This is a genomic window from Pseudovibrio sp. WM33, from assembly GCF_001623165.1.
Taxonomy (GTDB): Bacteria; Pseudomonadota; Alphaproteobacteria; order Rhizobiales; family Stappiaceae; genus Pseudovibrio.
The window spans coordinates 1-11117 of record NZ_LMCK01000004.1; the positions used below are offsets into that span (position 1 = coordinate 1).

Below are 11117 nucleotides of genomic sequence, written 5' to 3' on the forward strand. Positions count from 1 at the left end.
CACTAACTTTCAAACCGGACCACTCAAGTAGGGCTGATCAGGAGCAACTAAGAATTTTTCAGTTAAAAATCGCTTTCTTTAGAAGGTCCTACCTAACGATCTCTTAAAGCCGCTCCAGCTCTACAGGACGTTCAAACCGTAAGAACTGTCCTTCAAAACGTTGTTTGCCGCGTTCAACGAACTCAGCCTCTCGTCTCTATCCCAAACCAGCCAACATCCGCCGGAACACACGATACAGGCAAATGCGGGTCGGGAAGTCGAGGTGGATCACCGTATCAGCACGGGAGATGCGTTTCTCCAAGGTGCCACCATAGTTTCCATCAATGATCCAACACGGCTGAGCAGCGAAGGTCTCCACCTTATCTGCCCAAGCAGTCTTCTCAGTCCGAACCCATCCGGACTGCCAGTAATGAAAATCCAGATGCACAAGCGGCAATCCCGTAACAGCAGCCAACCTCTTAGCCACCGTAGACTTCCACGCCCCCGGACATCCAACAACCATCACCCGCTGCACTTTTCGCTCCCGAGTCTCTGTCATCAAGCAATTGCTAAAAATACGAGGTCCTGAATTCGGGTACGTTTCATATCAACTAAATCATCATGTTCAACACTCAAACCAACCATTAAATGCCAGGCTAATTGGGCTCAACAACCTCAATATTATCAAAGACAACACCATTAATAGTTTCGCGATCCGGTGTCAGCTTAATTGCTCTGAGCACCAGACCTAGCTTTGGGGAATAGTATCTATCAAAGGTGGTTGGCGCTGCCCTTCCTTCCAACTCAAGGCGAGATTCAATACGCCAAACATCATAGCTGCACTTACCAATCTCAACTTGCCCCTCATCCAGATAAGATAATCTGGCTACACCACGGTCAACTTCGTTTGCATTGTATTTCAAGACAAAATCAGAGAGCCACTGGCCGGATTGTTTTACGGAGTCCACATTTGATAGGGACTTAGAGTATTCCAGAGAGAGTGTTCCCTTAGAACTGATCCGTTGACCAGTGACCAGCGGATGAAGGTAGATCGTGGTGACCTTCTCTTGCTTCCCGTCTCGGGTCATTACACGCTCTTCAACAAGCCCTGCAGACGTTTTCTTATAAACTGCAGAATAACCATCGGCTGTTCGTGTCAACCGCAGTCCACTTTCAGGCAGTTGCTGCGGGCAGGCAGCAGCAGCATTAATTCCAGCAATTACTAGTAAACCTGACAATCTCAACATGTTCGCCCCCAAGCACTATAAAAACACTAAGTATGGCGAGATAATAAGCAAATTTCTTGGAAGGATGCCACCCAACCAAAGCCCAAAAATCACCCCACACCCAGCCACGTCAGCCCCACAATCCACCCGTAGCTCACCACCACACAAAACACCGTAATCGGTAGCATCCACCAGCAGAATTGCCAGAAGGTGAAGGGGGTGGCGCCGAATTTCTCGGCTTGCTGGACCACGATGACGTTGCTGGCTGCGGAGATGATGAACAGGTTTCCGGCCACGGTGGAGATGGTTGAGAGCATCATGAAGGTGCCGGTACCGCCGCCATCCAGCAGCTTCAGGTAAAGTTCCACCACCGGCACGTTGGAAAACAGCTGGCTGGCCCAAAAGCTCACAACAGCGGTTATCGTCAGGTCTGCCAGCTCTCCTTGCAAGGAGCCTAGCAGGTATTGCAGGGAGCCGGATTGGTAGAGTGAGCCAGTGACGATAAACATGGCCACAAAGAAGATCAGCGTCGCCCAGTCCACCTCCTTGAACACCCGCAGGCGCTCATCTCCTGCCAGATAGATCGGCAGGCAGGACAACAGCCCAACCCAGCCAAACGGCAGCGGGCCAAGGTGAAAGTACGTCCGCCCCAAACTATCGCCGGTGATGATGCCCACCAGCAGCACAACAGAAACCATCGCAGGCCATTGCCGCCGGCTCACCTCAACCGCTTCTGCCTGCGTTTCTACGTCTTCAGAGACCAACGCACTCTCATCCGATCCATTCTTCTTCACCAGCTGGTGGAAGCGGAAGAACACAGCCACAAGGCAGACCACACCGGGCACCAGAGCCCACACAATGAACGTCGCCAGCATATTCTGAAAATTGGCGGCATTCACCACCAGAATGTTCTGCGGGTTGCCAACGGGTGAGACCATGGAACCAACCGTCACCGCGGCACACAGTGTCACCAAAACCACAGCCAGTTTCCACCTGAAGGCACGGCTCAGGATAATAGCAATAGGCACGCCAATCACCGCCGCCGCATCATTGGTCAACACCGCTGCACAAATCGCTGAGGCCACAATGAACCACAGCAACACGACACCAGCGTTGGCCCGCTTCAGCAGCATATCCGCTATTTCCTGCGAAAGACCCGTGTCATACAGCGACGAGGCAATGCTGAACACGGCAAACAGATAGAAGATCAGCTGCCAGTCCACCGCATGAAACGCATCCACAGGCCTGATCTCCCCCAGCACCAACAGCACAATCGCGCCCGCCAGCATGATGTGCCAGATCCGCACCATGGGCGGAAGCCACTGGCGCACGGCAATTCCGAGGAAAATGAGGGCGGAAACAGCAAGAGAAACCGACATGCCCCACCGTAGCCACCGTGGTTTGACAGCAGCTTAACCGCCACTTCGACAATAGACCAAAATCCTTGGGGGCTTGGAGAGAACTCTCACCTATTCTCAACGCAGATCACGCAACAGTCCAGGGTCTCCATGAAACTCAATAAGGCAATGCTTTCGACGAACTTCTTCGCCGGCGATGTCGTGGGTGGAATTGGACCTTATCTTGCAATCTACCTGCTCACGGGCTTGCAATGGTCCCCCGGCAACATCGGCATGGTCCTCGCCATTGGCTCGCTGACAACCGTCGCCTTGCAAACACCCGCCGGTGCCTTCATCGACAGCACCCGCAAAAAACGCCTGCTCCTCGCCTCCTGCGCCTTGCTCATCGGCTTCGCAACCATCTCGATCCTGCTGTTCTCGCAGTATCCGGCAGTGATTTACATCGCGCAGATCTTCATGGGCATTGCCGTCGCCTTTGTCGGCCCCTGCATCGCCGCCATAACTCTGGGCATATCAGGGCCAGACCATTTCACTGTACAAATGGGCGCCAATCAGGCAGCCAACCATTCCGGCAATGTGTTTGCCGCCATTCTGGGTGCAGGTCTCGCACTGTGGATCTCGGCAGAAGGCGTGTTCTGGCTTGTTGCCCTCATGGCCGTCGGCATGGCCATCAGCATCGGCATGGTCAGCGGCTCGGCCATCAACCACAACGCGGCACGAGGTGGCTTGCACCACACTCCCAACGATGGCGATGAACCATCCACCGTCAGCACTATCCTGGCAGACAAACGCCTGCTCACACTGGTGCTCTGCGTATTCATGTTCCACTTTGCCAATGCAGCTATGCTGCCACTGGTCGGGCAGAAGCTCTCGGTAAATTCCAACGTCAACATCGGCGTCGCCTTTGCAGCAACCTGCATCGTCGTGGCACAGTTCTGGATGACCATCATGTCCATCATCTGCGCTGCCAGAGCAGACATATGGGGCCGCAAGCCGCTCTTCCTGCTCGCCTTCTTCATTCTGCCCATTCGCGGCATGCTGTTCATGTGGCTGGAAGACCCCGTCGCACTCATCTCCGTGCAATCACTGGATGGCATCGCCAACGGCATCTTCGGCGTGATTATCCTGCTCATCGCTGCAGATCTGACCCGAGGCACAGGCCGCTTCAATCTGGTGCAAGGCGCCCTCGCCGCCGTGGTTGGCATTGGTTCGGCTGCATCCAACCTGCTTGCTGAAGAAATCGTCCAGTTTTTCGGCTATTCTCCCGCCTTCATCACCCTTGCGGTTCTGGCCTTCATCGGCGGCACCATGTACCTGTTCCTGATGCCAGAAACTTTACCAGCTCAAACAGATGAAGATGACGGAACAGCACCTCAACAAACGAGCTAGGACTTACGATTAGGTCACTTCAACTTTCGGGTGAAAACGCTGATTTATACGATTACTCTCTTTATTTACTGGTCCTCAAATACTTATGCTTATCTCGCAGATAAAAGAATGCGCTAGAAAACAAATGTTCAGGGCCTAAGGCGTGAATACAAATGAACGCGGACATGTTTTGAACACACAGTGCAGGCCAGTACTCGAATGATCGAAAAAGCCAGTAGAGAGCAGGTTCGTCGCCAAAACCGGTTCGTGGTGTTGTCCACGTTGCGGCGTCATACCACTCTGGCCCGTGTCGACCTTGGCCGGTTAACAGGTCTTTCTCTAGCCGCCGTCACCTCCATCACCGCTGATCTGAAAGATCGCGGTCTGATCACAGAGGTGGAAGAGCAGCCCAATCCGGATGCCAACACCCGTGGCCGCCCGCGCACCTATCTGCGTCTGCGTGATGATGTCGCCCATGTGGTCACGGTCAAACTCTCGGTAGACCGTGTTTCGCTTGCTCTGGTGGACTATACCGGCCACCAGCATGCCGAAGCCAAGTTCATGGTAGAATCCTCCGATATGGGCGGCGAAGCATTCATCGCCCTGCTCGCCCGCCACATCAAAGCGCTGATGAAAACAGAGCCGCTTCGCGCCCGCAGCGTCATGGAAATCACCGTGGCAACGCAAGGCATCGTCGGCAAACGCAACGGCTCCATCATCTGGTCACCCACCATTGCGGAGCGACAGGTGGAACTCACAGCCAAGCTCTCCAAAACCCTCGGCATCACCTGCACGCTTTACAACGACACCAACATGATTGCCGAAGCCCTGCACCGGCAGGACGCTGAGAAGTACAGCGGCAACTTTGTGGTGGTGTATATCGACCGCGGCGTCGGCATGGGCATCTTCATCAAAAACGCGCTCTACCGTGGTGAAACCGGAGCTGCCGCAGAATACGGCCACTCACCATTTACGCCAGATGGAGCAGCCTGCAGATGTGGCAAGAAGGGCTGTCTGGAAGCCTACATCGCCGACTATGCGCTTTACCGTGAAGCCCAGAAACTGCCCAAGGAAACCTCTCCCTCCGCCATGTTCTACGGGCCGGAGTACATTCAGAACCTGCGCGCCAGAGCCCGCATAGGTGATGCACAGGCACAAAAGGTCTTCACAGATGCAGGCTTTGCATTGGGCGTCAGCCTCGCCCGCACAATCTCATTGCTGGACCCAAGCCGCATCGTTCTCACCGGCAAGGCCATGCAAGCCTACGACCTTTTCAAGCACGGCATGAACAAGGGGCTGGAAAGCAGCTTGCTTGCCCCCTTGCTGGATGCCGTCAATCTGGAAGTCCTGCCATGGGATGAAGACTTCATCCTCCAGGGCCTGCTCATCAAAGCCCTGAAGCACCTGGACGAGGCACTTGTTCACTAAACGCCAAGGCACAGCTGCAATCAGTTGCTGCTATCGGGTTTTGCCTTCAGTATGGCGTCAATGAACGGTGCTTTACCAGCTAGATACTCTTTGATGCCATCAGTGTTTTCTGCCTCTAGCTTAAGCTTGAGGCACTGATATTGATCTTTCAATTCAACATCCTGACGAAGCAAATCGCGGAAGCGCAGCATTCTAGAAATCTGCGAATGTCCTGTAGGACAGACATGCACTTTATGAGTCCGAACTCCATCAACATCCCGCCGATAGAAGTAATGTTCCGGCGAAAGATCTTTTCCTCGAGAATAGCCCAATGAACGCATAACGTTGTCTACTTCAGATGTGCGCTGCTGGCTGGAAACTTCGACCAGCATATCGATTTCAGGCTTTGCTGCTAATCCTGTGATCGCTGTACTGCCAACATGATAGATCGAAACAAGAGTATCTCCGAAAGCACCCGAGATACGTCCTCTTTCCTTCTCGAACATATTGGACCAAGCCGGATTAAACGCAGTAATTTTGCTGGTTAGCGCCAATGTCTGCCTCTCAGAAAAAGCATTGCCAGTTCTATTACTATCGCGCAACTAATCAAAGAAAAAGCCGGCTCCAAAAGGAACCGGCTTTCTCAAAACTCATTGTAGCTGACTTAGTTGCGTGACAGCATTGCAGAAGGCAATCCGCGCGCAATTGTGTGTGCGACAACAGCAGCAAGAGCAACCTTGATCAGGTCACCCGGAATAAACGGCAAGCTGCCAACCATGATGGCTTTCTCCATGGACATACCAGCTTTGTAGGCCAGCACCGGCACGCCGAGCGCATGCACCACAACAATGCCGCCAACGACGCCAGATACAACCGCGCCGAACACAACGTTCATGTTGCGCATGGCTTTCATGATCGCACCAGTGACAATCGCGCCAACAAAGTAGCCTGCCAGATAGCCTGCAGTTGCGCCATAAAACACGCCGATGCCACCGCGACCACCAGCCAGGAACGGCAGGCCAAGCGCAACGAGGAACAGCAGCAAAGCAACGGCAAGCCCACCACGAACCGGGCCAAGCATCATGCCAGCCAGCATCACACCAAGCGACTGCGCTGTAATTGGAATTCCACCAGCAAGACCCAGCTCAATCTTGGGTACCAAACCCAGAGCAGCAATCAGCGCCGCATAAAATGCAATCTGAACAAGAGAACGATCGCTAGACATAGTCATCCTATCTATTTCTTATCACGGTCAAAGCCGTCAGCCCCGCCTCGGGCTGTCAAAGCTTCGGCAACATGATCTGTCATTTTAATCGCGTGTAACGCAAATGGGGCAAGCAAGCGCCAGCTGTTGGCGTGGGCTGTTCTGGCTTTATACGCTTCTTGCAGGGACGCATAAACCGCTAGCAGCACCGGAACAAACCGGATAACCAAGGCTACTGCCAGCGACACGCGTCTTGGGGAGATGCCAAACACACGCAGAGGCCGGAACAACGGTTCCACCGCATCCATCAAGGCCTCCATATGCGTTGTTATACTAATAAAATTGGCAAGGAGCACCATCGCCAATAGACGCAACACAGCAATAATGCCCTGCTCAATATCACCCAGCAACACGTGCACCAAAAAGATGATCCCCATCATCCAGAGCAGCGGGCGAACCACCTTCACCTTCTCCAGCCCCTGCCGGCCAAGCGTCGCATACAGCGCCACCACAAACACCAGCAGAGCAGCAGAGAACCAAAGCGTATTGAACGGAATGATCAGCAGGCTCAGCACAAACAAAAAGATCAGCTTCACTCTGGCAGGAAGCTTATGCGCCCAACTGTTACCCGCCATGTAAAGGGAGATCATGCGCGCGCTACCCCCTCAAAATGAAGGTCCACGCCAGAAAGCTCATGCGCCTGATAGTCTGCCAGCACATCCGCAGGCACACCAAACTGCTTGAGCTTACCGTCTTCAATCCAGAGCACTTTGTCATAGTCACTCAGCGCATCCAGCTCATGGCTGACAAAGAGGATCTGCTGATCCAGCTTCTCCAGCTTCCGCCGCAGTGCCACTCGTGTCCGCAAATCCAGACTGGAAAACGGCTCATCCAGCACCAGCAGTTTCGGTTCCATGATGAGCACGGCCAAAATACAGATCAGCTGCTTTTGACCTTCAGAAAGCTCATGAACCGGACGCTCTCCCAACTGCTCAATGCCATGGTCTCTCAACAACGCAAGGCTCTGCACCTTTGCATCCGCTTTGCCCACCCCAATCTGGCGCAGGCCAAAGCTCAACTCTTCCAGAGCGGTCGGAAAGATCAGCTGATGATCCGGGTTCTGGAACACAAACCCAGTCACCCGTGCCAGCTTCTTGGCCCCTTCCTCAGCAGAAACACCGTGAACCAGCAAAGATCCGGCACTCACCGGCAGCAAACCATTCAGGCTGCGCACAAGCGTAGACTTGCCAGACCCGTTCCGACCAATAATCCCAACCCGCTGATCCGGCAGCGCAACACTCAGATCACTGATGATCGTCAAACCGCTCCGTTCAATGGAAACATGGTCAAAATTGATTGTTTTTGAAGTGTCGTTCACGCCGCAATATCACCTGCCAAAGGAGTTGCATTCCTATACACAATGCAGCATGCCAACACCACGGAAATCTAAGAGATCAGGGCTGACCATCACGGTTCGACAAGCCTAGTCCTATGTGTCATGTCCGCAACCTTTTCAGCAAAGCAGTTCACCAATGCCCTTGTTGCCAACCATTGAGGCCAAACGCAGATCAATATCAAGTTATTGCTGATCGAGTCTGGCCAACAACGGAAATTCGAGCGTTTCCATCTGGGGTTGAGGCAATTCTTTTAGAAGTTACTGCGGGCGTTTTCATGAACACTTTTCGGTTGGACCTCTGTGCTCACTTTTGCTGGATGTGTCACGGGTCGTTGAGCCTATTTGCCAATTGCTGCGGTCTGCACCAATATCGACTGTCTCGGCTTGGCGTTGGGCATGCAACGTTGAATCAAGTCGGCAATACTACGCCAATTCAGTAGGTATCAGTGTGCCGCATTGAAAGATAGCAAGGACATCTGTACCCCCATGCCCAGATGCCCCATGGAGTGCCTCAGTTTAATTCAAAGTGATCCGCCAAGGCGTCGATAATGGTGTTAAGCACCTGAGTTCGATCCGTCCCCACCGGGTCAGTGCAGACAGGATCGTCTTGTTCTTCGATCAGAAGAGCTTCACCTGCGGGCTTACACAGTCCAAGTGCTGTAAAATGCGTAGCGGGTGCGATAGTCTTAACAGAAGCCTGCGGCACCAAAGCCTCAAAATTGCTGCCCATGGCGCTCGTGTCTGTCGCATTAAGCCTATGGGTTCCTTCGCCCAACCCTACAAGAAGAAGCGGAACCGTTACATCCTGCACATCCTGTGGCGCAAGATCCCAAGTTAGACCAGGATCAATAGCCGCGACGCCACTGATACGTGGATCCCTGTAGGATGCCTCATACCTGTCTTGATCGATTGCCGTAATGTCGACGCCCTCTGCTGTCAGTTCATTGCAAAACTGTGACCCTGCACCAGCAGTTTTGCAATAGTCGAAAAACCCATCGCGACTGCCTTGGACGCCCGCAAGAGAAAGGGCAGTCCATCCCCCGTAGGATAAACCTGTGGCAAAGATCCGTGTTTCGTCGATGATGGGTGCGAAAATCGGATCTTGTAAAACATAGTCCAACGCGGCGGACATGTCTTCGGCGCGAGTCCAATGGTCGAGTGCGGAGGCGTAGTCAAAGTCGAAGGTTGTAGTATTTGGGTGATTGACCGCTACAACGATTGCCCCTCTCGAAACCAACCCGGCGCTAAGCCAAGCCATGCGCGCGTAATTTCCGCCCCATCCATGTGAGAGAAGAACGACTGGGTATTGTCCTTGTATTGGCTCGGCGTCTTTGAACACAGAAGTTCCATAGAATATCTCATTTTCAGCAATCACAGTCTGGTGCTTACCCACGGCAGGGAACATGACAGCAATTTGCATATCTTGGCTATGATGGGAAGCCGCTATCGTCAGCTCGACGAGGCCGACATCTTGTGCGGCGACTTCGGTGCCAGCAGAGAGGGTCAAAGCGAGCGCAAGGAATGTATGTTTCATGGGGCACTTTTCTGTGAATTGGTTTAAATGTTGACACCCTCATTCAGACGCTGATGGAATTTTATTCGACCTGAATCCGGTTTAAGGTCACGCAAATCAGAAGTTAGGTCCTATTAAGTAAGGAAAAGGACCTCGCCTGATGCCAGTTCTACCAATACCCATGATTATCGCTCTGCTGCTATTGGACCTCCTTTTGCACCCTGTGCTAACTCGCGGGACGTATGCAATCAGAAATAGCAAGAACATAAAACCGGCGAGGCCCTGTACTGAGGAGAATGTCGGCAAATTGGCCATCAACACCATTCTGTACCCGCGAATGCCTACGCCTTACGAAGGACTGCAATGTGCTCCAAAGTCATACCTCACAATTTCTTATGCCTTTGATGCCTCTCTGAGCAATCTCAGCGGCGCGCACATTATTGATCTCGGCTGCGGGGAAAGCAACAACACCCTCAAGCTGGCAAGAGCAGGTGCTCACATGTCTGGCGCTGATCTTTCAAGAACATGATCGCCCATGCAATTGCCGAGAAGCAAAAAGTCCCAATAGGCATCACTGGTACAACCAGCTCCTTCAGCTCCAACACAAGTTTTCTTGGCGAAAAGACAAGGAAGGAGACACAACATGCTTGGTTGTCTCTAGGTACGCCGACCAAAGCCACTTCGCAGATCATTGGAAGTTCGCCCGGCGCGGAGACCATTCAGAGACCCAGCACTTCAGCGTAACCAGATTCCCTCGCACCTTGAGCGATTATCTAAACCCCATCACCAAGGCAGGTCTTCAAATCAAGGAGATTCAGGAACCCAAATCAACAAAGGAGGCGATCCAGCTGGCGCCACGCTTCCACCGCTGGAAAGATCTCTCTGCTTTCCTCCTGATGGTCAAAGCCACCAAGCCTGAAATCGCATAATCTAAAAGCTAGGCCAGTACATCCCGCAGGGAAGCAAGCCAGCCCTTAACTTCTGCGGACACTCTCGCCTGATCCAGATTTTCAAAGGCATCCCAGCTCCAGCCGTTCTCAGGGCAAAGCTCATCTAAAAATGCATGCAACTCTTTTTGCTTAGTCTCTGGCAAAGGCAAGTTGGCTGCATGCCTCAGCAGCAACACCTGCTCCTGAAGCCGCAAGAACACCCAGAAGGCTTCCATCATAGGCCGCAGCAAATGCGGCTGCATCTGCCATGTATTACCGGAAAACAGATCCTGCGTGACAATCAGCCCAGCTCCATGACAGTGAAACTGAACACAGCCCTTGTACCCGGTCGTCGCCAGATCAGAATGGATCTTGCAGGTCCCACAGCTCTCAAGATTTCGGCAAGGCTCGCCAGCAGCTTTATCAAACGGGAAAACACTCGACTTATCAAAGGCAAGCGCCACACAGCACAGCGCAGCGCACTTCTCGCAGTCAGCTTTCAGCCGATCATCAAGTTGGTTCAGATCCATAGCGTCTTATTGGCACAAAACACAAGCCAGCGAAAGCAATCTCAAGTTTCGGACGGATAAGGAGTGTCTCCCCCTTAAGCGGGCTCCATTTGATTGGTTTCTATCAAATGCCAAGAATTCAGCAAACACAACGCTTCACAGCATGGCATGTGATGTTTCGTGTACGCAGCACCGAGCACCGAGCACCGAGCACCGAGCACCGAGCAC

General features: G+C 52.9%; 13 protein-coding genes. 4 read left to right on the forward strand and 9 right to left on the reverse strand.

Annotated elements, in window-relative coordinates; genetic code table 11:
- Positions 1-196: 196 nt before the first annotated feature.
- From PsWM33_RS01040 to PsWM33_RS01050, 3 genes are all read right to left on the reverse strand, one after another.
- Positions 197-538 carry a hypothetical protein gene (locus tag PsWM33_RS01040; RefSeq protein WP_244276636.1) on the reverse strand — a complete coding sequence of 114 codons (342 nt, stop codon included), beginning with the start codon at positions 536-538 and terminating at the stop codon, positions 197-199.
- A gap of 97 nt (positions 539-635) precedes the next feature.
- Positions 636-1226 (reverse strand): hypothetical protein, encoded by a 591-nt coding sequence (locus PsWM33_RS01045; RefSeq protein WP_063298918.1) that lies wholly within the window; start codon positions 1224-1226, stop codon positions 636-638.
- A gap of 89 nt (positions 1227-1315) precedes the next feature.
- Positions 1316-2584 carry an SLC13 family permease gene (locus PsWM33_RS01050; RefSeq protein ID WP_063298919.1) on the reverse strand — a complete coding sequence of 423 codons (1269 nt, stop codon included), beginning with the start codon at positions 2582-2584 and terminating at the stop codon, positions 1316-1318.
- Positions 2585-2713: 129 nt separating this feature from the next.
- Here PsWM33_RS01050 and PsWM33_RS01055 point away from each other — a divergent pair, with 129 nt between their 5' ends.
- Positions 2714-3952 carry an MFS transporter gene (locus PsWM33_RS01055; protein WP_063290400.1) on the forward strand — a complete coding sequence of 413 codons (1239 nt, stop codon included), beginning with the start codon at positions 2714-2716 and terminating at the stop codon, positions 3950-3952.
- Between the two features lie 198 nt (positions 3953-4150).
- Entirely contained in the window at positions 4151-5359 is a 1209-nt protein-coding gene (locus PsWM33_RS01060) for an ROK family protein (protein WP_063298920.1), read from the forward strand.
- A 20-nt stretch (positions 5360-5379) separates the two neighbouring features.
- Here the strand turns inward: PsWM33_RS01060 and PsWM33_RS01065 are convergent, their stop codons facing one another.
- From PsWM33_RS01065 to PsWM33_RS01085, 5 genes are all read right to left on the reverse strand, one after another.
- Positions 5380-5892 carry a GrpB family protein gene (locus PsWM33_RS01065; RefSeq protein ID WP_063298921.1) on the reverse strand — a complete coding sequence of 171 codons (513 nt, stop codon included), beginning with the start codon at positions 5890-5892 and terminating at the stop codon, positions 5380-5382.
- A 110-nt stretch (positions 5893-6002) separates the two neighbouring features.
- Positions 6003-6563 (reverse strand): biotin transporter BioY, encoded by a 561-nt coding sequence (locus PsWM33_RS01070; protein WP_208994335.1) that lies wholly within the window; start codon positions 6561-6563, stop codon positions 6003-6005.
- Between the two features lie 11 nt (positions 6564-6574).
- Entirely contained in the window at positions 6575-7192 is a 618-nt protein-coding gene (locus PsWM33_RS01075; protein ID WP_063298923.1) for an energy-coupling factor transporter transmembrane component T family protein, read from the reverse strand.
- Complete coding sequence (locus PsWM33_RS01080; RefSeq protein ID WP_063298677.1) at positions 7189-7920, reverse strand: energy-coupling factor ABC transporter ATP-binding protein; 732 nt, start codon at positions 7918-7920, stop codon at positions 7189-7191. Before PsWM33_RS01080 ends, PsWM33_RS01075 begins: the two co-directional genes overlap by 4 nt.
- Before the next feature lie 529 nt (positions 7921-8449).
- Positions 8450-9472 carry an alpha/beta hydrolase family protein gene (locus tag PsWM33_RS01085; protein ID WP_063298924.1) on the reverse strand — a complete coding sequence of 341 codons (1023 nt, stop codon included), beginning with the start codon at positions 9470-9472 and terminating at the stop codon, positions 8450-8452.
- A 286-nt stretch (positions 9473-9758) separates the two neighbouring features.
- On the opposite strand from PsWM33_RS01085, the gene PsWM33_RS01090 reads away from it, so the two are divergent.
- Together PsWM33_RS01090 and PsWM33_RS27050 are read left to right on the forward strand one after the other, a co-directional pair.
- Entirely contained in the window at positions 9759-9980 is a 222-nt protein-coding gene (locus PsWM33_RS01090) for a hypothetical protein (protein WP_063298925.1), read from the forward strand.
- 118 nt (positions 9981-10098) lie between these two features.
- Positions 10099-10380 carry a hypothetical protein gene (locus PsWM33_RS27050; protein ID WP_153039881.1) on the forward strand — a complete coding sequence of 94 codons (282 nt, stop codon included), beginning with the start codon at positions 10099-10101 and terminating at the stop codon, positions 10378-10380.
- Positions 10381-10388: 8 nt separating this feature from the next.
- On the opposite strand, the gene PsWM33_RS01100 is transcribed toward PsWM33_RS27050, so the two are convergent.
- Positions 10389-10910 carry a hypothetical protein gene (locus PsWM33_RS01100; protein ID WP_063298927.1) on the reverse strand — a complete coding sequence of 174 codons (522 nt, stop codon included), beginning with the start codon at positions 10908-10910 and terminating at the stop codon, positions 10389-10391.
- Positions 10911-11117: the final 207 nt, after the last annotated feature.

Coding starts and splice junctions, on each gene's coding strand:
- PsWM33_RS01040 (WP_244276636.1), bottom strand. CDS start 538: ATGACAGAGACTCGGGAGCGAAAAGTGCAGCGGGTGATGGTTGTTGGA.
- PsWM33_RS01045 (WP_063298918.1), bottom strand. CDS start 1,226: ATGTTGAGATTGTCAGGTTTACTAGTAATTGCTGGAATTAATGCTGCT.
- PsWM33_RS01050 (WP_063298919.1), bottom strand. CDS start 2,584: ATGTCGGTTTCTCTTGCTGTTTCCGCCCTCATTTTCCTCGGAATTGCC.
- PsWM33_RS01055 (WP_063290400.1), top strand. CDS start 2,714: ATGAAACTCAATAAGGCAATGCTTTCGACGAACTTCTTCGCCGGCGAT.
- PsWM33_RS01060 (WP_063298920.1), top strand. CDS start 4,151: ATGATCGAAAAAGCCAGTAGAGAGCAGGTTCGTCGCCAAAACCGGTTC.
- PsWM33_RS01070 (WP_208994335.1), bottom strand. CDS start 6,563: ATGTCTAGCGATCGTTCTCTTGTTCAGATTGCATTTTATGCGGCGCTG.
- PsWM33_RS01075 (WP_063298923.1), bottom strand. CDS start 7,192: ATGATCTCCCTTTACATGGCGGGTAACAGTTGGGCGCATAAGCTTCCT.
- PsWM33_RS01085 (WP_063298924.1), bottom strand. CDS start 9,472: ATGAAACATACATTCCTTGCGCTCGCTTTGACCCTCTCTGCTGGCACC.
- PsWM33_RS01100 (WP_063298927.1), bottom strand. CDS start 10,910: ATGGATCTGAACCAACTTGATGATCGGCTGAAAGCTGACTGCGAGAAG.